The 24981-nt window shown below is 61.4% G+C and carries 16 protein-coding genes and 3 pseudogenes; 10 read left to right on the top strand and 9 right to left on the bottom strand.

The annotated features are described in order from the left end of the window. Window positions 1–35 precede the first annotated feature (35 nt). The 4 genes and pseudogenes from TK06_RS18480 to TK06_RS31930 form a co-directional block, all read left to right on the top strand. Window positions 36–314, top strand: coding sequence for a hypothetical protein (locus TK06_RS18480; protein ID WP_063323251.1), 279 nt, complete (start codon window positions 36–38; stop codon window positions 312–314). A 159-nt stretch (window positions 315–473) separates the two neighbouring features. Further along, a complete protein-coding gene (locus TK06_RS18475) occupies window positions 474–875 on the top strand; it encodes a helix-turn-helix domain-containing protein (RefSeq protein WP_063323250.1) in 402 nt (133 codons plus the stop codon). 274 nt (window positions 876–1149) lie between these two features. Beyond that, window positions 1150–1299: pseudogene (locus TK06_RS31935) on the top strand (helix-turn-helix domain-containing protein); the annotation flags it as partial. Between the two features lie 274 nt (window positions 1300–1573). After that, a pseudogene (locus tag TK06_RS31930) lies at window positions 1574–1723 on the top strand (helix-turn-helix domain-containing protein); the annotation flags it as partial. 235 nt (window positions 1724–1958) lie between these two features. On the opposite strand, the gene selO reads toward TK06_RS31930, so the two are convergent. The 5 genes and pseudogenes from selO to TK06_RS33555 form a co-directional block, all read right to left on the bottom strand. Next, window positions 1959–3422, bottom strand: a complete 1464-nt coding sequence (selO, locus tag TK06_RS18460; RefSeq protein WP_063323248.1) for a protein adenylyltransferase SelO — start codon at window positions 3420–3422, stop codon at window positions 1959–1961. 37 nt (window positions 3423–3459) lie between these two features. Continuing rightward, window positions 3460–6822 carry a mechanosensitive channel MscK gene (gene mscK, locus TK06_RS18455; RefSeq protein WP_063323247.1) on the bottom strand — a complete coding sequence of 1121 codons (3363 nt, stop codon included), beginning with the start codon at window positions 6820–6822 and terminating at the stop codon, window positions 3460–3462. A 34-nt stretch (window positions 6823–6856) separates the two neighbouring features. After that, window positions 6857–8599, bottom strand: coding sequence for a potassium/proton antiporter (locus TK06_RS18450; RefSeq protein ID WP_063323246.1), 1743 nt, complete (start codon window positions 8597–8599; stop codon window positions 6857–6859). 278 nt (window positions 8600–8877) lie between these two features. Next, on the bottom strand, window positions 8878–9582 hold the full coding sequence (locus TK06_RS33560) for a methyl-accepting chemotaxis protein (RefSeq protein WP_371856959.1): 705 nt from the start codon (window positions 9580–9582) through the stop codon (window positions 8878–8880). 198 nt (window positions 9583–9780) lie between these two features. Further along, window positions 9781–10488 (bottom strand): annotated as a pseudogene (locus tag TK06_RS33555) (MCP four helix bundle domain-containing protein); the annotation flags it as partial. A 273-nt stretch (window positions 10489–10761) separates the two neighbouring features. Between TK06_RS33555 and TK06_RS18440 the strand changes: the two are divergent. Both TK06_RS18440 and TK06_RS18435 read left to right on the top strand, forming a co-directional pair. Beyond that, entirely contained in the window at window positions 10762–10992 is a 231-nt protein-coding gene (locus TK06_RS18440; RefSeq protein WP_063323244.1) for a hypothetical protein, read from the top strand. After that, a complete protein-coding gene (locus tag TK06_RS18435; RefSeq protein WP_003197073.1) occupies window positions 10989–11291 on the top strand; it encodes a cell division protein ZapA in 303 nt (100 codons plus the stop codon). The genes TK06_RS18440 and TK06_RS18435 overlap by 4 nt, the downstream gene beginning before the upstream one ends. A gap of 213 nt (window positions 11292–11504) precedes the next feature. Here TK06_RS18435 and TK06_RS18430 read toward each other — a convergent pair whose 3' ends face one another. Together TK06_RS18430 and putA are read right to left on the bottom strand one after the other, a co-directional pair. After that, window positions 11505–13307 (bottom strand): acyl-CoA dehydrogenase, encoded by a 1803-nt coding sequence (locus TK06_RS18430; protein WP_063323243.1) that lies wholly within the window; start codon window positions 13305–13307, stop codon window positions 11505–11507. A gap of 241 nt (window positions 13308–13548) precedes the next feature. Then, a complete protein-coding gene (gene putA / locus TK06_RS18425; protein ID WP_063323242.1) occupies window positions 13549–17502 on the bottom strand; it encodes a trifunctional transcriptional regulator/proline dehydrogenase/L-glutamate gamma-semialdehyde dehydrogenase in 3954 nt (1317 codons plus the stop codon). A 462-nt stretch (window positions 17503–17964) separates the two neighbouring features. On the opposite strand from putA, the gene putP reads away from it, so the two are divergent. Next, a complete protein-coding gene (putP, locus tag TK06_RS18420; protein WP_063323241.1) occupies window positions 17965–19449 on the top strand; it encodes a sodium/proline symporter PutP in 1485 nt (494 codons plus the stop codon). A 139-nt stretch (window positions 19450–19588) separates the two neighbouring features. Here putP and TK06_RS18415 read toward each other — a convergent pair whose 3' ends face one another. Both TK06_RS18415 and TK06_RS18410 read right to left on the bottom strand, forming a co-directional pair. After that, on the bottom strand, window positions 19589–20353 hold the full coding sequence (locus tag TK06_RS18415; RefSeq protein ID WP_063323240.1) for a heparin lyase I family protein: 765 nt from the start codon (window positions 20351–20353) through the stop codon (window positions 19589–19591). Between the two features lie 90 nt (window positions 20354–20443). Beyond that, window positions 20444–20938, bottom strand: a complete 495-nt coding sequence (locus TK06_RS18410) for a DUF2165 family protein (protein ID WP_063323239.1) — start codon at window positions 20936–20938, stop codon at window positions 20444–20446. Window positions 20939–21206: 268 nt separating this feature from the next. Between TK06_RS18410 and TK06_RS18405 the strand changes: the two genes are divergently transcribed. The 3 genes from TK06_RS18405 to TK06_RS18395 all read left to right on the top strand — a co-directional run bounded on the left by TK06_RS18405 (window position 21207) and on the right by TK06_RS18395 (window position 24910). Continuing rightward, window positions 21207–23261 carry a type VI secretion system tip protein VgrG gene (locus tag TK06_RS18405; protein ID WP_063323238.1) on the top strand — a complete coding sequence of 685 codons (2055 nt, stop codon included), beginning with the start codon at window positions 21207–21209 and terminating at the stop codon, window positions 23259–23261. Next, window positions 23258–23989 carry a DUF4123 domain-containing protein gene (locus tag TK06_RS18400; protein ID WP_063323237.1) on the top strand — a complete coding sequence of 244 codons (732 nt, stop codon included), beginning with the start codon at window positions 23258–23260 and terminating at the stop codon, window positions 23987–23989. The genes TK06_RS18405 and TK06_RS18400 overlap by 4 nt, the downstream gene beginning before the upstream one ends. A gap of 81 nt (window positions 23990–24070) precedes the next feature. Then, window positions 24071–24910: a 23S rRNA (adenine(2030)-N(6))-methyltransferase RlmJ gene (locus TK06_RS18395; protein ID WP_063323236.1), complete on the top strand. Its 840-nt coding sequence runs from the start codon at window positions 24071–24073 to the stop codon at window positions 24908–24910. The last annotated feature ends 71 nt before the right edge of the window (window positions 24911–24981 follow it).

Below are 24981 nucleotides of genomic sequence, written 5' to 3'. Positions count from 1 at the left end.
AACCACAACGTACCTGTTCGCAACCCGGAGGTCCCATGAGCAATCCTCAAGACCCAGACACCCCACAGGCCGTGGACAACCCCAATGACGACGGCTTCGTCCTCGGCACCGCTGGCCGCGACGAAGACCCCAACGCCGCCCCGGCCTACGCCACCGACCGCCGTCATGAACGGGATGAACTGACCCCCGAAGACGCCCGCGGCATGCCCGGCTATCCCGAGGAAAAACCACCGGCAAAACCCACTGACAAGGACAATGCCGAAGCCGAGCCGGGCATCGAGACGCCCGAGCAGGGGAACGATAAGGTGGGGTGAGCTGGGCTCACATCCGTTCACATTTCTTACCGAAGCCTTAAGGGTTGGCTGGCTAGGCTAAAACGCAGTCAGGCAACCCTTAGTCTGGCTGTTACTATCGCAATTTGCGATAGTTGCAATCTATGTTTAAATCCTCCACAGCAAAAAGGAGGAAAAGGGATGAGTGCACTGATTGAACAAGTCGCTGCCCATTGGGAATTTGTGTCGCCCCTGCTGCGAAAACCCAGGAGCGAAGAGGATTATGACCGCTTGGCGAGTGCTCTTGATGAGCTGTTGGCGTTGGTGGGCGAAGACGAAACCCATCCTCTCATGAGCCTGGTGGATATTATCGGCGAATGGATCGAGGCATGGGACCAGCAGCACCGGCCAATACCCAAGGCGAGCGGCGTCGAGGCGCTTCGTTACCTGATGCGTGAACATGGCATGAGCCAGAGCGACTTGCCAGGCGTTGGTACCCAGTCGGTGGTATCGGAGGTATTGAGCGGTAAGCGTCAGCTCAATTTGAGGCAGATCCGCTGGTTGGCCGGGCGCTTCGGTGTATCGGTGGAAACCTTCATTTGATGGTTCGGTGTAGCGCTGCGAAATACCGACCTGCTTTTGTGGCGAGGGAGCTTGCTCCCGCTCGGCGGCGTAGCCGTCGTAAAACCGGTTGACGCGGTCTGCCTGGAAGACCGCGTCAGTCCTTCTTGGGGCGGCTGCGCCGCCCAGCGGGAGCAAGCTCCCTCGCCACAGGGTTAACCCTGCTCCCAAACAGTTATGTGTTGGGCGAGAAGGTGATTTCAGCCGAGGGGCTGGGTTACGACGAGCAACTGATCTCCGGGTGCTTGCCACATTCCGTGAACATGGCATGAGCCAGAGCGACTTGCCGGGCGTTGGTACTCAGTCGGTGGTATCGGAAGTTTTGAGCGGTAAGCGTCAGCTCAATTTGAGGCAGATCCGCTGGCTGGCCGAGCGCTTCGGTGTATCGGTGGAAACCTTCATTTGATGGATCGGTGTAGCGCAGTGAAATACCGACCTGCTTTTGTGGCGAGGGAGCTTGCTCCCGCTCGGCGGCGTAGCCGTCGTAAAACCGGTTGACGCGGTCTGCCTGGAAGACCGCGTCAGTCCTTCTTGGGGCGGCTGCGCCGCCCAGCGGGAGCAAGCTCCCTCGCCACAGGGTTAACCCTGCTCCCAAACAGTTATGTGTTGGGCGGGAAGGTGATTTCAGCCGAGGGGCTGGGTTACGACGAGCAACTGATCTCCGGGTGCTTGCCACATTCCGTGAACATGGCATGAGCCAGAGCGACTTGCCGGGCGTTGGTACTCAGTCGGTGGTATCGGAAGTTTTGAGCGGTAAGCGTCAGCTCAATTTGAGGCAGATCCGCTGGTTGGCCGAGCGCTTCGGTGTATCGGTGGAAACCTTCATTTGATGGATCGGTGTAGCGCAGTGAAATACCGACCTGCTTTTGTGGCGAGGGAGCTTGCTCCCGCTCGGCGGCGTAGCCGTCGTAAAACCGGTTGACGCGGTCTGCCTGGAAGACCGCGTCAGTCCTTCTTGGGGCGGCTGCGCCGCCCAGCGGGAGCAAGCTCCCTCGCCACAGGGTTAACCCTGCTCCCAAACAGTTATGTGTTGGGCGGGAAGGTGATTTCAGTCGTGGCGCCGCGTTACGACGAACAACTGATCTCCAGGTGCTTGCCCCACTCCGGCGGACGTTGCGCGTAGCTGTCCATGCCCGGTTGCTCTTCGAACGGCTTGCTCAGCACGGTATGCAGGCGGCGGACTTCGTCGTAGTCGCCTGATTCGGCGGCGTCGATGGCTTTTTGCGCCAGGTAGTTGCGTAGCACGTACAGCGGGTTGACGGCGTGCATGCGTGCGCGGCGTTGGTCTTGATCGACGGGGCCTTCGCGGTTGACGCGGGCAACATACAGTTGGCCCCAGGCATCGAAGCCCTTCAGGTCGACGAAGTCATCGCGCAGGGTCGCGACGGCCTGCTCGGGGGCTTGGTCGCCCAGTCGCCGGAAGAACAGGCTGTAGTCGACGCCGCTGTTCTGCATCAATTGCAGCAAGCGCTCCAGCAGTTTCTGGTCGTCTTCTTCGGCGCGGGTCAGGCCGAGGCGGCGGCGCATCAGGTCCAGGTAGTGGGCCTGGTACAGCGGCAAGTACAAGCCGAGGGTCTCACGCAGGGCTTCGACGCTGATGAACGGCGTCAAGGCCTGGGCCAGGGCGCTGAGGTTCCATTGGCCGATGGGCACCTGGTTGCTGAACGAGTAACGGCCTTGGTCATCAGAGTGGTTGCAGATGAAGTTGGCATCGAAGTCGTCGAGGAAGGCGAACGGCCCGAAGTCGAAGGTGATGCCCAGGATCGACATGTTGTCGGTGTTCATCACGCCGTGGCAGAACCCGTAGGCCTGCCATTTGGCAATCAGCTCGGCGTTGCGCTCGACGATTTCGCGAAACATCGCCAGGTACGGCTCCGGCTGCTCGCGGCACTCGGCAAAATGCAGGTTCAACACGTGCTCGGCCAGGGCTGCATGCAGTTCGGGTTTCTTGGTGTAGTAGAAGTATTCGAAATGCCCGAAGCGCACATGGCTGGGGGCCAGGCGCAGGACCATGGCGGCGCGTTCCTGCTTTTCACGCCACACCGGGGTGTCCGAGCCGATCACGCACAAGGCCCGGGTGGTGGGGATGCACAGGGCGTGCAGGGCTTCGGAGGCGAGGAATTCGCGGATCGAGGAGCGCAGCACCGCGCGCCCGTCGCCCATCCGTGAGAACGGCGTCTGGCCGGCACCCTTGAGGTGCAGGTCCCAGTGCTCGCCGGCCTCGTTGTACACCTCGCCCAGCAGCAATCCACGACCGTCGCCCAATTGTGGGTTGTAGTGACCGAACTGATGCCCGGAATACACCATCGCCCGAGGCTCGGTTTCAGCCCACAGCTTGTGGCCGCCAAAGATCTCGGCAAACAGCGGGGCCTGGGCTTCGTTCGGGGCCAGGTCCAGCAACGCCATGGCGGCCGGGCTGGCGACCACCAGCCGCGGGTTGTCGATGGGCTCGGGCAGCACGTGGGTCGATAAACCGTCGCCCAGGCGGGCGAAACGGTTATCGAAGGTCAGGGTTTCCAGCGTTTTCATGGCCGTCTCCGGCGGGACGCCCGCAGGCAACCCGCAATCAGTCGAGTGTGCCTTGCGGCGGCTCAGGCACCGGCTTGATGCTGGCGACAGCCGACGGCACGGGCGGGATGGTCTTTTTATCAGGCTCGGCGGGTACCAGTTTGTACTCCTGGCCTTGCATGTTCTTCAGATAGATTTCCATCTGCCGGAAGGAGATGTTGATGTGCTCCTTTTTGAACTCACGGTTGATGAAGCGGTTGATCTCGTCCAGTACCGGGTTGCGGTCACCGAGGTCGCGTACGTGCATGCGCAGCTCATGGTCGAGAGTGCTTTCACCAAAGTTCAGGAAGTACACGATCGGCTCCGGTTCCTTCAGCACCCGTGGATTCTCGCGGGCCGCCTTGAGCAGTAACTCACGCACCCGGTCCAGGTCCGAGCCGTAGTCCACGCCCAGTTTCAAGGTTACCCGGGTGACGGTGTCGGTCAGCGACCAGTTGATCAGTTGCCCGGTGATGAAGGTCTTGTTCGGGACGATGATGTCCTTGCGGTCGAAGTCGGTGATGGTAGTCGCACGGATGCGGATCTTGCTGACCGTGCCCGACAGATTGCCGATGGTGATGGTGTCGCCGATGCGCACCGGACGCTCGAACAGGATCATGATGCCGGAGATGAAGTTGGCGAAGATCTCCTGCATGCCGAAGCCCAGGCCCACCGACAGCGCGGCCACCAGCCATTGCAGTTTGTCCCAGCTCACGCCGAGGGTGGACAGGGTGGTGACGAAACCGACGCCGGCGATCACATAGGACAGCAACGTGGTGGTGGCGTAGGCGCTGCCCTGGGCCAGGTTCAGCTTCGACAGCACGAACACTTCCAGCAGGCCCGGCAGGTTGCGCGCCAGGGCGAAGGTGATGCCGATGATGATCAGCGCGCCGAGCATGTCGCCGATGCTGATAGGCACCATGCTCATGTTGGCGCCAGTGCCGCTGGTATATTCGTAGAGGGTGATGTTGTCCAGGTACGAGAACACGCTGATCAGGTCCGACCAGACCCAGTACAGCGCGGCGATGAAGCCGCCCAGCAGCGCCAGGCGAATCAGGCGCAGGGACTGTTCGTTGATCTTCTCGATGTCCAGGGTTGGTTCCTCGACCACTGCTTCGCCATCGCCGGCCTCCTTGGCAGCCTGGCGCTTGGCCAGGGCGCGCTGGTAGGCCAGGCGCCGCGCTGCCACCGACAAGCCGCGCACAAAGGTGGCTTCGATCACCAGCCAGAACATCAGCAGGTACAGGGTGTTGATCAATCGATCGCTGAGTTTCAGCGCGGTGTAGTAGTAGCCGAAGCACACCGCCACGAACAGCGCGATCGGCAGCGCGGTGAACAGCACCCCGACCGCCTTGCGGAACAACGAAGTGTTCTTGTGGGTCGGGCTGCTCAGCAGCAGACGGCTGAGTAACCACGCCATCAGCGCGTAGCAGGTCAGCACCACCGGCATGCCGAGCACGTCATCGGCCAGGGTCGAGGGTTGCAACTCGGCCACGGCCACCACAGCCACCAACGCCAACACCACCAGCCCGAGCCGGCGGATCCAGCCCTGGAGGAATTCGACCTGGGGTTTCTCCCAGCGGAAATGCAACTCGGCCACGCCGCCGGGGGCCAGCACGCGATAGGCCGTGTAGAACACCAGCCAGGCCTGGCCGATCTGCAGCAGCGCCGCACCGAGGTTGGCGTTCTGGCCGCGGGCGTCGATTTGCAAGGCGTAGCCGCAGAGGGTCAGTGCCAGGGCCACCGGCATCGCCAGCAGGATATTGATCAGGATCGCCTGGGGGGTGTGCCACTGGCTGTCGCGCTTGAAGTGACCGACGTCCTGGTGAACCTTGTTCAGGCGAGCATAGAGATTCTTGCGCCGCCACAGCAACGCCCCGATCAGCAGCGCCAGGGGCAGGAACAGCAGTGGCCGCTGGGTCAGGCCATCGGCCAGTTCACTGAGGCTCGAAGCCCAGGGCAGCGAGTCGATCTGTTTTTCCAGGCGCGTCGGCACCGCACGCATCCATTCGAAATCCAGCGGTTTGTTGCTGGGAATCCAGAACATCTGCTCTTCGAGGGTCGCCCGCAGGTTCTGGGCGGTGCTGAGCAGCTGTTTCTGGTTGAGCTGCAAGGTGATCGATTCGTTGAGCACTGCGCTCAACTCACGGTTCAGCCGTTCCAGCAGGTCGACACGGGTCAGGGCCAGTTCCAGCAAGGTCTTGCGCAGTTGCGGGGTGACTTGTTCCGAGGGCTGGGAGGCCAGCAGGCTGTCGACGTAGGCGCTGGGGTTGTTCAGCAGTTCACGTTGCTGGCTGACTTCAAACTGGTACAGGCGGATGTCGGCGATCTGGTCGGCCAGGTTCTGGTCCAGCTTGAGGCGCGGCAAGGTCTGGCGCTGCTTGTAGAGAATCTTGGAGAGCAGCAGGCTGCCCTTGAGCACGCTGATCTGTTCATCCAGGGCGGCGTCGGTCTGGGTGACGCTGTCCAGCAGTTGTTTGGTCTGCAGGTTCTGCTGGGTGACTTCGTTGAGGCGGTCGGTGCTCTTGAGCAAATAGTCGGAGAGCTTCAGGTTGGCCGCGCTCTCGGTCGCCAGCAAGCTGCTGCCACCGGCCTTCTGGGCTTCGATGGATTGCTGGGTCACCGTCTCCTGGGACTGGGCCAGGCGCTTCTGGTTGATCAGGTTTTGCAGGTCCTGGATTTCCTGCTCCATGCGGGCGATTTTTTCCATCAGCAAGTCGTGCTGGCCGTTGCCCAGATCCTGCAGTTGGCTGTTGCCGGCCAGTTCCTGGCGGCGTAGCGGAATCAGCGCATTGAGCGCCAGCAGCTCGGCGTTGAGTTGGTCGCGCTGCTCGCCGCTCAGGGTCTTGCCGGCGTCTCGGCCGGCCTTGAGGATGGCGTTGATCTGCTGGATGCGGGTCTGGCTGCTGGAAATTTCCGCCTGGGCCCGCTCGGGACGGGTCTGGGCGGTGATGATCAGGCTGTTGGCGTCGGCCAGGGCTTTTTGCAGATCGCCCTGCTGGGTGGAGCGATCCGTGAGCATTTGCTCGAGCTGGGGAATCGGCAGGTTGGCGTAGCGTTGCGCCACCGGCACCACCGCGGTGCCTTTGAGCCGCGCCAGTTCGCGCTGGTTTTCGATGTTCTGCTTGGGGGCGGTGGCCAATTGCTGCTTGAGGGCGAGCAGCTTCTGTTCGTAGTCGGCCTTATTGTTGAGCTGGGTCAGGGTGTTTTGCAGCACCGCCTGCAAGGCCTTCTGCTCGGCTTCCGGCAGTTTGCGGTCGGCGATCTTGTCCAGGCTGGCTTCTACCGAGGCGCTGGTCAGCGGTTCAGCGGCTTGCAGCGTGCAGATGGAAAGACTCAGGCCCAGCAGGGCGATGGTGATAAAGGAGCGCAGGGTAGGCATAGAGACCGGTCAAGCAAGTGAGAGTGGGAGCAGTTTAGAGGAACAAGCCGGGACCCGGGCGACTTCCTTCGGGGAATCTGACGCCCACTTTGCCTATCTTGTTCCCGTCCATGACCGCGACGGTCCACAGAGTGTTATTCCATTCCACCTGGTCGCCCACCACCGGCGCGCCACCGACTTTCTGGGCAATGAAGCGCCCCAGGGACATGTCCGGATCGATGCCGTCCAGTTGCAACCCGTACAACGCCGCAACCGCGGCCAGCTGGGCGTCTCCTTCGAGTACGAAGTCGCCGAAGAAACGCAGATCCAGGCCCCGCTGCGGCGCTTGGCTGAACAGTTTTCCAAGGGCTGGCAAGTCGTGTTCATGGCCGATAACACACAGCAAATCACCGACTTCCAGCACCGTACTGCCCGACGGATGGAGCAGTTGCTGGCCCCGAAACAGTGCCGCGATGCGGGTGCCATCGGGCATTTTCAGGTCCCGCAGGGGCGAGCCGATGCACCATTTTTCCGCGCCCAGGCGATAGATGAATAGCTCCCACTCGCTGGTGACATGGACTTCCAGCGCCGCCCGGGAAATCGGCAGGGGCTCCGGCGGGACGGTCACGTGCAGCAGCTTGGCGACCCACGGCAGGCTGGTGCCCTGCACCAGCAGCGAGACCAGCACGATAAAGAACGCCAGGTTGAAATAGAGCTGGGCGTGAGGCAGGCCAGCCATCAACGGGAACACCGCGAGGATGATCGGCACCGCGCCGCGCAGGCCGACCCAGGAGATAAAAGCTTTTTCGCGACCGTGGAATGCCTTGAATGGCAACAGGCCCACCATGACCGACAGGGGCCGTGCAAACAGAATCATCCACAGCGCCAGGCCCAGGGCGGGCAGGGCGATGGGCAGCAGGTCATGAGGCGTGACCAGCAGCCCTAGCACCAGGAACATGCCGATCTGTGCCAGCCAGGCCATGCCATCGAGCATGTGCAGGATGCCGTGGCGGCTGCGCACCGGACGGTTGCCGATCACCAGGCCGCACAGGTAGACCGCAAGGAAGCCGCTGCCGTGCAGGGCGTTGGTCAAGGCGAATACCGCCAGGCCGCCGCTGATGACCAGGATCGGGTACAGGCCGTTGGCCAGGTTGATGCGATTGACCAGTTGCAACATCAGCCAGCCACCGCCCAGGCCGATCACCGCGCCGATGCCGAACTCGCGCACCAGATGCCCCAGCAGGCTCCAGTGCAAGCCGGTTTCGCCACTGGCGAGCATGCCGATCAGGGTGACAGTGAGGAACACCGCCATGGGGTCGTTGCTGCCGGACTCGATCTCGAGGGTGGCGCTGACCCGTTCGTTCAGGCCCTTGCCGCCCAGCAGCGAGAACACCGCCGCGGCATCGGTCGAGCCGACGATGGCGCCGATCAGCAGGCCCTGGATCAGGTTCAGGTTGAACAGCCACGCCGCCGCCAGGCCGGTCAGCCCGGTGGTGATCAACACACCGACCGTGGCTAGCGACAACGCTGGCCACAGTGCGACGCGAAAGCTCGAGACTCGCGTGCGCAAGCCGCCGTCCAGCAGGATGACGGCCAAGGCGAGGTTGCCGACCAGATAAGCCGTGGCGTAGTTATCGAAAAGAATACCGGCGCCGTCGACACCGGCCACCATGCCCACGGCCAGGATGATCACCAGGATCGGGATGCCCAGGCGGGACGAAAGGGAACTGACCAGGATGCTCGCACCTACCAGCAACGCGCCGATCAAGAACAGGCTGTTGATGGTCGTAGCAGTCAATGGCAGTACTCCGGGAAAGCTAAGGGCGGGCGCAGACTGACCATGCAGTCTGCGTGCCAGCGATTCTAACCTGTTGAAATGTGATGCTGTCAAAAAAGGTTGGGAGGGAGGGGAGCTGATCATACCGTGGCGAGGGAGCTTGCTCCCGCTCGGCTGCGAAGCAGTCGTCGCTTTTGAGGTCCTGGGGCCGCTTCGCAGCCCAGCGGGAGCAAGCTCCCTCGCCACAAAAGCTGGAGGGTTGATCGCTCACGGTCTGTGGACGATCAACCGTTAGTGGGTTACAGGCTGAACCGCCCAACCATGTTGTTCAAGTCCACGGCCAGGCGCGACAGTTCGGCACTGGCGGCGCTGGTCTGGTTGGCGCCGGTGGCCGATTGCACCGACAGGTCGCGGATGTTCACCAGGTTGCGGTCCACTTCACGGGCCACTTGGGCCTGCTCTTCGGCGGCGCTGGCAATCACCAGGTTGCGTTCGTTGATCTCGACGATGGCGGTGTTGATGGTGTCCAGGGACATGCCGGCGCCGCGGGCGATGTTCAGCGTCGACTCCGCGCGCTCGGTGCTGTTGCGCATCGAATCCACGGCGTGTTCAGTGCCGCTCTGGATGCTGCCGATCATGCGCTCGATCTCGCTGGTCGACTGCTGGGTGCGATGGGCCAGGGCGCGGACTTCGTCGGCCACCACGGCAAAACCACGACCGGCCTCACCGGCACGGGCGGCTTCGATGGCGGCGTTCAGGGCCAGCAGGTTGGTCTGGTCGGCCAGGCCACGGATCACGTCCAGCACCTTGCCGATGTCACGGGATTCATCGGCCAGGTTGCCGATCAACGCCGCGGTGCTTTGCACATCGGCGCTCATGCGTTCGATGGCGCTGACGGTTTCCTGCACCAGGTCGCGACCGTCGCCTGCGGAGGTGGTGGCGTTTTTCGATGCTTCGGAGGTGCTCACTGCATTGCGCGCGACTTCTTCCACGGCGCTGGTCATTTCGTTGACTGCGGTGGCGGCCTGCTCGATTTCGTTGTTTTGCTGGGTCAGGCCACGGGCGCTTTCATCGGTGACACTGTTGAGTTCTTCGGCGGCGGAGGCCAGTTGTGTGGCCGAGCCGGAGATCCGCTGCAAGGTGTCGCGCAGTTTTTCCTGCATGGTCGACATTGCCCGCAGCAGGCGACCGGCTTCGTCGCTGCCATCCACGGTGATCGGCCGAGTCAGGTTGCCCTTGGCGATTTCTTCGGCAGCGTCCAGGGCGTTGGCGATCGGTTTGGTGATGCTGTTGGTCAGCAGCCAGGCGAACAGCAGGGTCAGGCCGGTGGCGATGAGCAGCAGGGTGACCACCCAGTTGAAAGCGCTTGAATATTGTTGCGCCGCGCCCTTATTGAGAGCCTCGGCTTGCAGGTTGTTGATCTCCACCAAGCGGTCGATTGCGGCATTGATGGCATCTGAGTTGCTCAGCAGTTCAGTGTTGAGCAGCGCCCGCAGTTCATCGACCTGATTATTTCGCGACAGGGTCTTCATGCGCTCTTCGAGCTGACGGTACTGCCCGAGCAGTTGCACGAGTTGGTCGTAGGCGGCCCGTTCGTCCGAAGCGCTGATGAGCTTTTCGTAGGTGGTCTGGGCCGCGCGGATCTGCTGGCTGCGTTGTTCGACCAGATCGTAGGTTTTCTGTTGGATGTCCGGCTCGCGGTTGACCAGCAAGCGATAGGACAAGACGCGCAGGCGCAGGGTGAGCTGGGTGAACTCATTCAGGGCCTTGATGCTGGGTACGCTGTTCTGGGCGATGTTTTCGCCGGACGTGCGGATTTTGCTCATCTGGGTCAGGGCAAATACCCCAAGGGCCAGCATCAGGGCGCCGATCAGGGCAAACCCCAGGAACGCCCGCGGCGCGATGTTCATATTACGTAGGGACATGGAAAGTACCGGAAGTAGATGCGTCCGTGCGGGGCTGTGACTGCTGTTCCCTGACTTATCGGTCATACGACTAAAGTCTTGAGTGACATGCGTGTTTTTGTCACGGAGCAAAGGTGGCGGTGCGACGAAGGGTCGGAACCAGATTCTCCATTCGCAGTCTCTAAAACTCGCTGGAAAGCCCTGCCACCCCGTAAAGCGTGGCATTGGCAGTGACTTTTCTTTATCGTACGCGCCCCTTGAAAAAGCCTGGAAATCAATATGTTGGAAACATCCCTCAGCCAACTTGAGCAACTGGTCAATGACCTGGTGCAACAGAACCGTCACCTCACCGGCCTGAACGAAACCCTGAACACCGAGCTTGCCAAGGCCAAGGATGAAAACGAAAGCCTGCAACTGAGCCTGATGGAACAGGAAGAACTGCACGGCACCACCGCGGCCCGCATCCAGGCCCTGATTGAGCGCGCCAGCGCCGGTCCTGTCAGCGCATGAAGCACGGCGCCGATGGAGTGACAGTCATCTCGATCCTGGGAGAAGACTATTCAATCAAAGCGCCGGCCGGGCAGGAACAGGCCCTGTTGGACGCCGCTTCGATGCTCAAGGCCGCACTGGCCGATACGAAAAGGAAGTACCCGACGCTGATCGGTGATCGCCTGCTGGTGCTGGCGGCCATGAACCTGTGTTCGCAGCAGATGGAAATGCAGAAGCAACATCAAGCGGAACTCGACCGTTACCAAGAGCAAGTCAGCGCCACGGTCGATGTGATTGCCAAGACGATCCAGCAGGCCTGAAACCGTTAACGAATGTTGACTGTGGGGTTTGTGTGGGAGCGAGCTTGCTCGCGACGGCGTCAGCACAGTTGCCTGTGTGTTGGCTGAAACACCGCTATCGCGAGCAAGCTCGCTTCCACAATGGATCGGTGGTGAGCGCAGATGTCGCGTCCACTTGGAACCCTTGTGGGAGCGAGCCTGCTCGCGATTGGATTTCAGCGGCGCCGCCCTGGATCAGAACCACTCATCCCGCATCCCCAGGCACGTATCATCCCGCGCTTCGAGAATTGCCAGCTCATGATGACAACCCGGCACTTCCCAGGTCAGGAAGTAGCGCGCCGCTTGCAGCTTGCCTTTATAGAAGTCGCTGTCCGCGGTATCCCCCTTGGCCAAGCCCTCCTCGGCACGGATCGCCTGTTCCAGCCAGCGCCAGCCAATCACCATATGGCCAAACACCTTGAGGTACAGGGCCGAGTTGGCCAGGCTGCTGTTCACCTTGCCCTGGGCCAGGTCCGTCAGCAGTCCGAGGGTGACGGTTTGCAGGCGTGCCACGAGGGCTTCCAGTGGTTGGCGCAACGGCGTTAACGATGGGTGCGCCTGGGCGCGTTCGGTGGTGTCGGCCACCAGGCGGACCAGCTGCTTGAGCCCGGCACCGCCGTTCTGCGCCAGTTTTCGCCCCAGCAGGTCCAGGGACTGGATGCCGTGGGTGCCTTCATGGATGGGGTTCAGGCGATTGTCGCGGTAATACTGCTCCACTGGGTATTCGCGGGTGTAGCCGTGGCCCCCCAGGATCTGGATCGCCAGCTCGTTGGCCTTCAGGCAGAACTCAGAGGGCCAGGATTTGACGATCGGGGTCAGCAGGTCCAGCAGCTCATGGGCGCGTCTGCGCTCGGCTTCGCTTTCCAGGGTGGTGGTGTCGTCGAACAAGCGCGCCGCGTACAGGCCCAGGTCAAACGAACCTTCAACGTAGGCCTTCTGGGTCAGCAGCATGCGGCGCACGTCGGCGTGCTGGATGATCGTCACCGGGGCGGTGGTCGGGTCCTTGCTGTCGGGCACCCGGCCCTGCGGGCGTTCGCGGGCGTATTCCAGGGAATACAAGTAGCCGGCGTAACCCAGCATTACTGCGCCCATGCCGACGCCGATCCGCGCCTCGTTCATCATCTGGAACATGTAGCTCAGGCCGTGGTGCGGTTTACCTACGAGGTAACCGACACACGCGCCGTTGTCGCCGAAGTTCAGCGCGGTGGAGGTGGTGCCACGCCAGCCCATCTTGTGGAACAGCCCGGCCAACAGCACGTCGTTACGCTGGCCGAGGCTGCCGTCATCGTTGACCAGGAACTTGGGCACGATAAACAGCGAAATGCCTTTCACACCCGGCGGCGCGTCCGGTAATTTCGCCAGGACCATGTGCACGATGTTTTCCGACAACGGATGATCGCCGCCGGAAATGAAGATCTTGTTGCCCTTGAGTCGATAGGTGCCGTCGGATGCCGGCTCTGCACGCGTACGAATATCCGCCAGCGAAGAGCCTGCATGGGGTTCGGTCAGGGCCATGGTGCCGAAGAAACGACCGTCGATCATCGGTTGCAGGAAGCGTCTTTTCTGTTCTTCGCTGCCGAAGCTTTCGATCAGGTTCGCCGCGCCCATGGTCAGGAACGGATAAGACGTGGACGCGGCGTTGGCCGACTGGAAGTGCGCGAAGCAGGCCTGGGACAGCAACGTTGGCAGTTGCATGCCGCCTGCCTCGAAACTGCGTGCGGCGTTGAGAAAGCCCGCCTCGAGGAAGGCATCCACCGCCGGTTTCACCTCGGGAATCAGAATCGCCTCGCCGTTCTCGTAGCGCGGTTCGTTTTCGTCATTCTTGCGATTGTGGGGGGCGAAAAATTTCTCGGCGATGTTTCGCGCCGTCGCGAGGGCCGCGTCGAAGGTTTCGCGATTGTGTTCGGCGAACCGCTCGCGCTGGGTCAGGCCCTCGGCATCGAGGACTTCATACAGCTCGAAAGCCAGATTGCGGGAACTGAGCAGCGTCTCGGACATGGCGGCTTACCTTTTTTTGGGATGGGCCGAGTCTAGGCGTGCTGATAAAGGCTGAACAGGATGATTGATGGTAGTGATGCAGAGGTGCGGGCGACACTAATCCCAATGGGGGGCGAGCTTGCTCGCGATAGCGGTATCTCAGTCGACAACATTCCTGACTGAACCACCGCTATCGCGAGCAAGCTCGCACACAGGGATTGGATTGCCAGGCACCCATTGCAGGTGCCTGGGTTGCAGCGGTTTAACCGATAGTCATCAAGCTGGCGTTACCACCCGCGGCCGCGGTGTTGACGCTCAAGGCTCGCTCGATCACCAGACGCTCCAGCGCCACGCTGGTCTCGCCCTGGGACAGGCCATGGACCCCGACGATAGCGCCGGTGCGCTTGGCTACCTGTTGGCAAACGCCGCGCAGTTGATCCGAATCGCCGTGGTGCAGGACCGCGTCGAACAGCACCTCGTCCTTGCTCCAGTCAGCCACCCGCTGGATGCGCGCCTGAATCTCCTTCGGCAAGCGTGCGAACAAAGCCTTGCTGGTGTCGGTTTCCGGCCACACAGCCGAGCCGCCCACCGCCAGTACGGCCGCCAGTTGTGTCAGCAGGTCGCCTTCCACGTCGGCCAGGCACAACACGTGCTCGCGCGGCAGGATGGCATAGCTGTTGCGCTCGCCGGTCGGGCCGGTCAGAGTCCGGGTAATACCGCTTTGCGATTGAGCCGCGAACTGCACGCACAGGGCGCTCAGCTCGGCGAGCTTCTGGCTGTCGGCCCAGGCTTGCAGGGCGGTCAGCGGTTTGCTCATGGCGTCGCGCAAACGCAGGTCCGGCGCGGTGAGGGCATCACCACGGGCGAAGGATTGCTGGATCGCATCGGTAGGACGTGTCGACAGCAGGCGGTACAGGTACAGCGGACCACCGGCCTTGGGACCGGTGCCCGACAGGCCTTCGCCGCCAAACGGCTGCACGCCGACCACAGCGCCGACAATGTTGCGGTTCACGTAGACGTTACCGGCATGGACATTGTCGATCACCTTGGCGATGGTCTCGTCGATGCGCGTATGCACGCCCAGGGTCAGGCCATAGCCGGAGGCGTTGATCTGGTCGATCAGCTGGCCCAGTTCCTTGCGCTTGTAGCGCACCACGTGCAGCACCGGACCGAAGATCTCGCGCTGCAGCTCGTCGAAGCTTTCCAGCTCGATCAGGGTTGGCATCACGAAGGTGCCGCGCTTGCACTCGTCACTGTCGGCGATTGCCATCTGGTACACGGTGCGACCCTTGTCGCGCATGGCCTGGATGTGTTTCTCGATGCCAGCCTTGGCTTCGGCGTCGATCACCGGACCGATGTCCACGGACAGGCGCTCAGGGTTGCCGAGGCGCGATTCGGCCATGGCGCCCTTGAGCATTTCGATGACGCGGTCGGCGGAATCTTCCTGCAGGCACAGGACCCGCAGGGCCGAACAACGCTGGCCGGCACTGTCGAAGGCCGACGACACCACGTCGATGACCACTTGTTCGGTCAGCGCCGAGGAGTCGACGATCATGGCGTTCTGGCCGCCGGTTTCGGCGATCAGCGGGATCGGACGGCCCTGGTTGTCCAGGCGCCCGGCTATGTTGCGTTGCAGCAGGCGCGCGACTTCGGTGGAGCCGGTGAACATCACGCCTTTGACCCGCTCGTCACCCACCAGGCGGGCTCCGACGGTTTCGCCGCGCCCCGGCAGCAGCTGCAGCACGCCTTCCGGAATGCCGGCTTCAAGCATCAGGCGCACCGCCTGGGCCGCCACCAATGGCGTCTGCTCGGCGGGCTTGGCCAATACCGGGTTACCGGCGGCCAGGGCAGCGGCGACCTGGCCGCTGAAAATCGCCAGCGGGAAGTTCCACGGGCTGATGCAGACCACCGGACCCAGTGGGCGGTGGGCATCGTTGGTGAAATCGTTGCGCGCCTGCACCGCGTAGTAGCGCAGGAAATCCACCGCTTCACGCACTTCAGCAATGGCGTTGGCGAAGGTCTTGCCGGCTTCGCGGGCCAGGAGGCCCATCAGCGGCTGGATCTCGCCTTCCATCAGGTCGGCGGCACGTTCGAGGATCGCGGCGCGCTCGGCTGGCGGCGTGGCTTGCCAGATCGGTGCGGCGTTGAGGGCGCACTGGATGGCGTTGTCGACATCGGCGACCGTGGCTTCCTGCACATGGCCAACCACGTCGCGGTGATCGGACGGGTTCAGTACCGGGGCCGGGGTTTCTTCGCTGGCGGCGCAGCCGAGCATCGGCACGGCTTTCCAATCGTTATGGGCAGTGGCAAGCAGGGCGCAGGACAGCGACGCCAAACGATGTTCGTTGGCCAGGTCGATGCCGCTGGAGTTGGCCCGGTCGCTGCCATACAGGTCGCGCGGCAGCGGGATGCGCGGGTGCGGCAGGCCGAAACCGCCTTCCAGCGTCGCCATCTGCTCGATGCTGGCCACTGGATCGGCCACCAGCTCCTGAATCGAGATGGACTGGTCGGCGATACGGTTGACGAACGAAGTGTTCGCGCCGTTTTCCAGTAGGCGACGTACCAGGTACGCCAGCAGTGTTTCGTGAGTGCCGACCGGAGCGTACACGCGGCACGGACGGTTCAGCTTGCCTTCGGAAACCTTGCCTACAACCTGTTCGTACAGGGGTTCACCCATGCCGTGCAGGCACTGGAATTCGTACTGGCCCGGGTAATAGTTCTGACCGGCGATGTGGTAGATGGCTGCCAGGGTATGGGCGTTGTGCGTGGCGAACTGCGGGTAGATGACTTCCGGCACCGACAGCAGTTTGCGGGCGCAGGCGATGTAGGACACGTCGGTGTACACCTTGCGGGTATAGACCGGATAGCCTTCCAGGCCTTCGACCTGGGCGCGCTTGATTTCGCTGTCCCAGTACGCGCCTTTTACCAGGCGAATCATCAGGCGATGACGGCTGCGACGAGCCAGGTCGATCACATAGTCGATCACGTACGGGCAACGCTTCTGGTAGGCCTGGATCACGAAGCCGATGCCGTTCCAGCCGGTCAATTGCGGCTCGAAGCACAGGCGCTCGAGCAGATCCAGCGACAGCTCGAGGCGGTCGGCCTCTTCGGCGTCGATGTTCAGGCCGATGTCGTATTGCTTGGCCAGCAGGGTCAGCGACAGCAGGCGTGGGTACAGCTCGTCCATGACGCGCTCGTACTGGGCGCGGCTGTAACGTGGGTGCAGGGCGGACAGCTTGATGGAAATGCCTGGGCCTTCATAAATCCCACGACCGTGGGACGCTTTGCCGATCGAGTGGATGGCTTGTTCGTACGAGGCCAGGTACTTCTGCGCATCGTGTTCGGTGAGTGCGGCTTCACCTAGCATGTCGTAGGAATAGCGGAAGCCTTTGGCTTCGAACTTGCTGGCGTTGGCCAGGGCCTCGGCGATGGTTTCACCGGTGACGAACTGCTCGCCCATCAGGCGCATGGCCATGTCGACGCCCTTGCGGATCATCGGTTCGCCGCTCTTGCCGATGATGCGGCTCAGGGAAGAGGTCAGGCCCGCTTCGTTATGGGTAGCGACCAGCTTGCCAGTCAGCAGCAGGCCCCACGTGGCGGCGTTGACGAACAGCGACGGGCTGTTGCCCAAGTGTGGCTGCCAGTTGCCGGTGCTGATCTTGTCGCGGATCAGGGCGTCACGGGTGCCTTTGTCCGGGATGCGCAGCAGCGCCTCGGCCAGGCACATCAGTGCTACGCCTTCCTGGGACGACAGGGAAAATTCCTGCAGCAAACCCTGAACGATACCGGCACGGCCGCCGGCACTTTTCTGGTTGCGCAGTTTTTCAGCAATCGAAGCCGCCAGTTTGTTGGTGGCTTCGGCCATTTGTGCCGGCAGGCGGGCCTGCTCGATCAGCATCGGCACCACTTCCGGCTCTGGGCGACGGTAAGCGGCCGTGATGGAGGCGCGCAGGACCGATTGCGGCAGGATGCTCTCGGCAAATTCGAGGAAGCATTGGTGAGCATGGTCGACTTGCACATCGCCAGCATCGTCGCTGTCGGTGCGAGGTGAACCGTTCAGCTCGGTCAGGGTTGCACCACCCTCGAGTTTTTCCAGGTAATTGAAAATTGCCTGCTTGATCAGCCAGTGCGGCGTGCGATCAATCGAGGTTGCGGCCGCCTTGAGGCGTTCGCGGGTCGGGTCATCGAGTTTGACCCCAAGGGTGGTGGTAGCCATATTTTTATCCTCATGTTTACCACGTATCGCGTGGCATCAGCTGGCGGCAAGATTAGCTGCGGGATGATTGAGGTGCAACCGGGTGCAACCCTTTTTTTCTCGAAATGACAGGCAGCTCATCCGGAAGCAAATATCGTCCGGTTGATTCTGCACCGGCTTAGTGCTTTGGCTTCTAGCTGAGCGCTGGGAACTGCACTAAAAGGGAGCAAAAAACACAGATTTTGCGATAAAACCGATCAGGTGCAACTTATTCGAACGAAACTGGTTGCACCTTATTTGATTTGTTGAATAGCATTCGCGGCCAAGGTGCAACCGGTTCAAAGCCGAGGGGCATCGGCTGATGGCTTTCCTGGGGAAACATCAGTCATAAATTCGCGGGACTGCAAATCGTCGCTACAACGTCTGTGTTGTCGACGCTTTCAACTGCCACCGCTACATAAAAACAAAGCCAGGGCGTAACTCATGAGTGTTAGTAATCCCACCTTGATCACTTTCGTGATCTATATCGCAGCCATGGTCCTGATCGGTCTGATGGCTTACCGCTCCACCAACAACCTTTCCGATTACATCCTGGGCGGTCGTAGCCTGGGCAGCGTGGTGACGGCACTGTCTGCAGGTGCTTCCGACATGAGCGGCTGGTTGTTGATGGGTTTGCCCGGTGCAATCTACATGTCCGGCCTGTCGGAAAGTTGGATCGCCATCGGCCTGATCGCCGGTGCCTACCTGAACTGGTTGTTCGTGGCCGGTCGCCTGCGGGTTCAGACCGAGCACAACGGTGACGCACTGACGCTGCCGGACTACTTCTCCAGCCGTTTCGAAGACAAGAGCGGCGTGCTGCGGATCATCTCTGCGGTGGTGATCCTGGTGTTCTTCACCATCTACTGCGCTTCCGGCATCGTGGCCGGTGCCCGTCTGTTCGAAAGCACCTTCGGCATGTCTTACGAGACGGCGCTGTGGGCCGGTGCTGCAGCGACCATTGCCTACACCTTCGTCGGTGGTTTCCTGGCCGTGAGCTGGACCGACACCGTACAAGCCACCCTGATGATCTTTGCGCTGATCCTCACGCCGATCATCGTGCTGCTGGCTACCGGTGGTGTGGACACCACGTTCCTGGCCATCGAAGCAAAAGATCCTACGTCGTTCGACATGCTGAAAAACACCACCTTCATCGGCATCATCTCGCTGATGGGCTGGGGCCTGGGCTACTTCGGCCAGCCGCACATCCTGGCGCGCTTCATGGCGGCGGATTCGGTCAAGTCGATCGCCAATGCCCGTCGCATTTCCATGACCTGGATGATCCTGTGCCTGGGCGGCACCGTGGCTGTGGGCTTCTTCGGTATCGCTTACTTCTCGGCGCACCCTGACGTGGCCGGTCCCGTGACCGAGAACCCAGAGCGGGTGTTCATCGAGCTGGCGAAGATCCTGTTCAACCCTTGGGTTGCCGGTGTGTTGCTGTCGGCCATCCTGGCGGCGGTGATGAGCACCCTGAGTTGCCAGTTGCTGGTGTGCTCCAGTGCCCTGACCGAAGACTTCTACAAGACCTTCCTGCGCAAGGGCGCTTCCCAGCTGGAACTGGTCTGGGTCGGCCGCGCCATGGTGCTGCTGGTGGCCCTGGTCGCCATTGCCCTGGCCGCCAACCCGGAAAACCGCGTACTGGGCCTAGTGAGCTACGCCTGGGCCGGTTTTGGTGCCGCCTTCGGCCCGGTTGTGCTGATCTCCGTGATCTGGAAAAACATGACCCGCAATGGCGCGCTCGCCGGCATTCTGGTGGGTGCGATCACCGTGATCGTCTGGAAGCATTTCGCGTTGCTGGGCCTGTACGAAATCATCCCGGGCTTCATCTTCGCCAGCCTGGCTATCTACTTCGTCAGCAAGATGGGCGCGCCTACCGCCGGTATGCTGCAGCGCTTCGACGCGGCGGAAAAAGATTTTCGCCTGAACCAGTAAGGCCTTCGGCGAGGCCTTGATGGCTCGCAGGACGACTTGCATGAAAACGGCCCGTCTCCAATGGAGGCGGGCCTTTTTTACGGGTGTCAGGTGGGATGGGACTGGCAAAACGTATGGCTCACCGAGCGAATCCAGCCCCTCAATGACAGGACTGTTCGACATCGGCGTACGTGGTGCCGATCTTCAGGCCGGAAATATAGTTCTTCACATCCTCCATGACGCCTGGCTGATGCTTATTGTAAACGCCCCATTTAGGCTCGTTCGCACCTATGTTCGCGCCGTCCCAGGTTCTTCCGGAAAAGCGTTTCTGGCCGTTGCTGAAGGTCTGTGCCTGACCCTCGAACCATAACTGCGTCCAACCGCTGCTTGATTGATTGGAAGTATGGATGGCCAAGACCAGGCAGTACCACTTCAGCGGTTCAATAGGTTGGGTCCAGATCACACCGGATGTCTCGCCTGGCATGCCGTAGTAGAAAAGCCTCAAGTTGCCGTCCTTGGCACTCATCAGGAACGGATAGTTTTGTTGATGCCCCGCTTCATAGGACTTCCACTGGAATGGATGATGATTGCTCTGGGTGTCATTCAACTTGAATGACCAGCCAATAAAATAGGTTCTGTCCTTTTCGAATCGATAGGGTGTGTGATTGGCGCCAGTCCTGATATTGCGTGCTTCGCAGCGGGGCTCGCCGGCGCCTTTATGGAATAACCAGGATTTGCCTCGGTCATCATCGTCTACCACGGTGATGCTGGACGGGGCTGGGCATTCACTCACGGCATTCGCGAATATTTTTTCTTTACCGATAGGATTGGCGGCGTCTCCATTCCAAATCAAGTGGGCCTCCGCGGGGGGGCAAAGATGAAAGGCAGTGATCAGGCTCGCAGCGGCGAGCAGGGGAAATTTCATCAGTGAGTTTCCTGAAGTTCTTGATGTTGTTGACGTGAAACTTTCGACACTTATGGGAAGCGTGATGTGGGCCCGCGATGCTCACGGCGCTCACGCCATGTCGGGATCCGCCTGGTTGAGGAAGATCAGCACGCCCAGGATCGCCATGTAGAATCTGAACGCGGCATCCTGGCCATTCCAGATTTCTGACTGCCACATCAGAAACCATTCGCCGCCAACGACCATGAAGCCGAAAAACCAGACGAAAAAACCCACCGTCAAGCCGGCGATGGCCCACCCCTTGGCACGTGCGAACACCGCGCCCTCGGCCTTGCGCGCCTGCCACAGCAGCAGCGCGCCGTAGCCCAGCAGGCCTGCCGTGATGGCTTCACCGAGGATGATCAGCCAATAGGCGCCGTGCCACACCCAGGGTTGGTCGATCGCACGATACCGGGCGGCATTGTCGGGGAAGGTGGTGTCCATACTCAGCACGTGATGGACGAAATTGAAATTGGAGCTGTAGTCCGTGATGTTGTTGAACACGGTCAGGAAGGCGAATGCGGCGAGCGCCAGGATCATTGCAATCTTTGCGTAGCGAATGGTCATGGGTTGCGTCCTTTGCTTTTTGTAATCGGGTAAAAAACGTTATCACGCGAACTTGCAGTCAGAGTCCTGTTGCGTTGTAAGAAGTTGCTGATTCATTCGTGCGACGGTTTCTGAAGGGCGTGATGCAAGGATTGTCTGTCGGAAAGCGCCACACGTTTTGCAGCTTTTAGCTTTGTGTATGTAAGGAAAATCTGTTTTTCCTGAGCGTCGATCAACTTTCCGATGGCTGATGCAGAATCGCTGGCCTCCACTCAGCAAAGGACATCGGATGTTCGCGCCTGCCAATCCATCACGTTTCACGCTAACGCTCGACAGCGGGCCGAGTGAACTCAAAGTGCTTGAGTTCAAGGGGCAGGAGGCCATCAGCCAACCCTATCGCTTTGACCTGGAACTGGTCAGCGAGCGGTCTGACCTGGCGCTGGAAGAGCTCCTGCATCGCCAGGCATTTCTGGGGTTCGATGATCGGGACAGTGGCGTACACGGTCAGGTCTATAGCGTGGCCCAGGGGGATTCGGGCAAACGCCTGACCCGTTACCAGATCAGCCTGGTGCCCCGCCTGGCCTACTTGCGCCATCGCATCAACCAGCGGATTTTCCAGCGCCTGAACGTACCCGATATCGTCGCCCGGGTGTTGAAGGAGCACGGGATCCTGGCGGATGCCTGCCAGTTCACGCTTGGCGGCCAATATCCCGAACGCGAGTATTGTGTGCAGTATGGCGAAAGCGACCTGGCCTTCATCGAGCGGATCTGCGCCGAAGTCGGTATCCATTATCACTTCAGGCACCGCCCTTGCGGTCATCTGCTGGTGTTCGGTGACGACCAGACGGTGTTTCCCCGCCTGCCTGAGTCGACGCTATACCTGCCGGACAGCGGCATGGCTACCGACGAGCCGGCCATCAAGCGCCTGGCGGTGCGGCTCCAGACCCGTACCACTGCCGTGACGTTGCGCGATTACGACTTCCGCAGGCCCGGTTCGTTACTGCAAACCCAACTCGACAATCGACAGCGTCCTGTGCTCGAGGACTATCACTATCCCGGTGGTTTCTGCGCCCGTGACGACGGCAAGCATCTGACCCGACGCGCCCTCGAGCGCCACGGCGCCGACCACTGCGTGGCAGAAGGCGGCAGCAATGAAAACGCCCTGGTCAGCGGACATTTCATGCGTATCAAGGAACATCCCCGAGAGCCGTGGAATGATCTCTGGCTCCTGACGCAGATCGACCATCATGGCCGCCAACCGCAGGTGCTGGAAGAAACCGCCGCCGGCCCGGATGAATTCCAAGGCTACAAAAATACCTTTCTTGCCACGCCATGGGACGTGTTCTTTCGGCCACCCTTGCATCACGAAAAGCCCCGTGCCCAGGGCTATCAGTTGGCGGTGGTGACCGGGCCGGTGGACAGCGAGATCCATTGCGATGAGTTCGGACGGGTCAAGGTGCAACTGGTCTGGGATCGCGACGGTCAACGCGACGAGCATTCCAGCTGCTGGCTGCGCGTGGCCTCCGGTTGGGCTCACGATCGCTATGGCGCAGTGATGATCCCCCGGGTCGGGATGGAGGTCCTGGTGGGGTTCATCGATGGCGACGTGGACAAGCCGTTGGTCGTCGGTTGTCTGCCCAACGGCGCCAACCCAGTGCCGCTGGACTTGCCTGCGGACAAGACCCGCAGCGTGTTGCGCAGCCAGAGCAGCCCCGGCGGGGGAGGCTACAACGAATTGCGCATCGAAGATCGCAAGGGCGCCGAGGAGATCTACCTGCGGGCCCAGCGCAACTGGACCCAGCATGTGCTGCATGACCAGCGGGTGCAGGTCGATCACGAGCGCAGCATCGTTGTCGCCGGTACGGCACGGCACGAGCTCAAGGCCGATGAGCAGCGCCTCACCCACGGTCAACGCCGGGCAGAAGTGCGGCATGACGATCATCTGCTGGTGAGCGGCGAGCGGCATATTCGTGTCACCAGCCAGGTCCTGAATGCCAGCCAGCAGTTTCATGTCAGCGCCGGCCAGCAGGTAGTCTTGGACGGGGGCGCGAGCGTGACCCTTCAGGCTGGCGGTCATTGGATCAACATCGGTGCCGGCGGGATTTCCAGCAGCGTACCCATCGAGGTCGGTGGCGCGCCGATGGCGGTCATGAGCGCGGCATCCGGCTCTCCAGGCAGCGCCGAGAAGCGGGTCGCTGCGGCGGCGCCTGCGCTTTCCCTTGCGCAGATTCTCAGTTTCCAAGGTTCGGCGCCGTTCTGTGAGGAGTGCGAGCGTTGCAGAAATGGCGCCTGTGCAACGCCTCCGGTCTTTCACAAACCTGTCGATGTCCGGGGGCGTCCATGAACAGCGATCAATCTCCTCGCGCCTGGCTTGAGGAGCACCCCTTGCAGGTCTCCGAGCAACTATTCGCCATTTTCAGCAATGCCAGTAGCGCCGGAGCGTTGTCGGCCTGGAGGCGCTCGATGAACTCGGTCGCCAGCCCGATCTGGGCCGACACGCCGTACGCCGGGTGGGAAGCGGTCATGCCCTATGTAGGGCTGGTCAGCGCAGACAGTGGGTTTCTTGATTGGATAGCCGCCACCGATTCCCTCGATTGGGGTTGGCTGGCGGTTTCGTGCGTGAGTCAAGAAATCCTTGTCGAACACTTGCGAGGGCTCACACAGGTACTGTTGCCCGGTGGCAAGCCGGTCTTCCTGCGCTTTTGGGATGGGCGCTTCATGCGACCGATCCTGCAATCGACCGAGGTGGAGGCCGGGCAACTCTTGCCGGTTATCAAACGTTGCCTGATCAATGGGCGATCCCTTGAGGTCGTGGGAAATGCCCAGCGGCCGGCCCAGGCTTTTCCCTGGTGGCAAGTGCCCATCACCCTGTTGGCCGCAACGGCCGAGGGTCCGACGGACTGTCTGCTGGAAAACGTGCTCACTTGGCTGGGTGAAGAGCATCCGCATGTGTTCGAGCGGGTCGACGGCAGCGTCCTGCGCTGCAAGATTGCCCACTTTCTTGAGCGATCGGCGGTGGTTGAGGCGAAAATGGCGCCATTGCAGGCCTATTTGCTGCGAGAGCTGGGCTGATGGTGACCTGTCCGCTGGGCTGCGAACCCCTGACGTTCGACGCGCTTCAAGGTAAACTCGTCGCCCTTCGCAGGAGCCGCCATGAATTATCGCCACGCCTTCCACGCCGGCAATCACGCCGATGTATTCAAACACCTGACCTTGACCCGCCTCATCGCCTTGATGTCGCGCAAGGAGCAGCCCTTCGCCTACCTCGATACCCACGCGGGCATCGGGTTGTACGACTTGCAGGGTGACCAGGCCAACCGTACCGGTGAGTACCTGGAAGGCATTGCGCGGTTGTGGGGCGAGAGCGATCTGCCGCCGCTGACCGCCGATTACATGAAGGTGCTGCACGAGATGAACCCGGACGGGCAGTTGCGCTACTACCCGGGCTCGCCGGAGTTGGCGCGGCGCCTGACCCGTTCGCAGGACCGTGTGCTGCTCAATGAGAAGCACCCTGAAGACGGCGTGTTGCTCAAGGACAACATGAAAGGCGACCGTCGCGTGGCGGTCCACCTGGGTGAGGGCTGGCATGTGCCGCGGGCGCTGCTGCCGGTGGCAGAGAAGCGTGCCCTGATGCTGATTGATCCGCCCTTCGAACAGCCGGACGAGATGCAGCGCTGCGCCGCCTCCCTCAAGGAAGCCATTGGCCGGATGCGCCAGACGGTGGCGGCGATCTGGTACCCGGTCAAGGACCAGCGGATGTTGCGCCGCTTCTACCAGGACCTGGCCGGCACGGGCGCACCGAAGCTGTTGCGGGTGGAACTGCTGGTGCATCCATTGGCGACGCCCAACAGCCTGAACGGCTCCGGCCTGGCGATTGCCAATCCGCCGTGGGGGTTAGAGGAAGAGTTGCGTGAACTGCTGCCGTGGCTGTCGAAAAAGCTGGGGCAGACCCAGGGCGGGTGGCAGATGGATTGGTTGATTGCTGAAAGCTGAGTTTTGCTGGCGCCTGGAAGGGCGCTATCGCGAGCAAGCTCGTTTCCACATGGGGATCTTAGGCGTACGCA

The organism is Pseudomonas fluorescens (assembly GCF_001623525.1).
GTDB classification, from domain to species: domain Bacteria; phylum Pseudomonadota; class Gammaproteobacteria; order Pseudomonadales; family Pseudomonadaceae; genus Aquipseudomonas; species Aquipseudomonas fluorescens_Q.
The sequence above is the reverse complement of the archived record's forward strand: the minus strand, read 5'-3'. Positions and strand labels throughout refer to the sequence as shown.

Coding starts and splice junctions, on each gene's coding strand:
- TK06_RS18480 (WP_063323251.1), top strand. CDS start 36: ATGAGCAATCCTCAAGACCCAGACACCCCACAGGCCGTGGACAACCCC.
- TK06_RS18475 (WP_063323250.1), top strand. CDS start 474: ATGAGTGCACTGATTGAACAAGTCGCTGCCCATTGGGAATTTGTGTCG.
- selO (WP_063323248.1), bottom strand. CDS start 3,422: ATGAAAACGCTGGAAACCCTGACCTTCGATAACCGTTTCGCCCGCCTG.
- mscK (WP_063323247.1), bottom strand. CDS start 6,822: ATGCCTACCCTGCGCTCCTTTATCACCATCGCCCTGCTGGGCCTGAGT.
- TK06_RS33560 (WP_371856959.1), bottom strand. CDS start 9,582: ATGACCAGCGCCGTGGAAGAAGTCGCGCGCAATGCAGTGAGCACCTCC.
- TK06_RS18440 (WP_063323244.1), top strand. CDS start 10,762: ATGTTGGAAACATCCCTCAGCCAACTTGAGCAACTGGTCAATGACCTG.
- TK06_RS18435 (WP_003197073.1), top strand. CDS start 10,989: ATGAAGCACGGCGCCGATGGAGTGACAGTCATCTCGATCCTGGGAGAA.
- TK06_RS18430 (WP_063323243.1), bottom strand. CDS start 13,307: ATGTCCGAGACGCTGCTCAGTTCCCGCAATCTGGCTTTCGAGCTGTAT.
- putA (WP_063323242.1), bottom strand. CDS start 17,502: ATGGCTACCACCACCCTTGGGGTCAAACTCGATGACCCGACCCGCGAA.
- putP (WP_063323241.1), top strand. CDS start 17,965: ATGAGTGTTAGTAATCCCACCTTGATCACTTTCGTGATCTATATCGCA.
- TK06_RS18415 (WP_063323240.1), bottom strand. CDS start 20,353: ATGAAATTTCCCCTGCTCGCCGCTGCGAGCCTGATCACTGCCTTTCAT.
- TK06_RS18410 (WP_063323239.1), bottom strand. CDS start 20,938: ATGACCATTCGCTACGCAAAGATTGCAATGATCCTGGCGCTCGCCGCA.
- TK06_RS18405 (WP_063323238.1), top strand. CDS start 21,207: ATGTTCGCGCCTGCCAATCCATCACGTTTCACGCTAACGCTCGACAGC.
- TK06_RS18400 (WP_063323237.1), top strand. CDS start 23,258: ATGAACAGCGATCAATCTCCTCGCGCCTGGCTTGAGGAGCACCCCTTG.
- TK06_RS18395 (WP_063323236.1), top strand. CDS start 24,071: ATGAATTATCGCCACGCCTTCCACGCCGGCAATCACGCCGATGTATTC.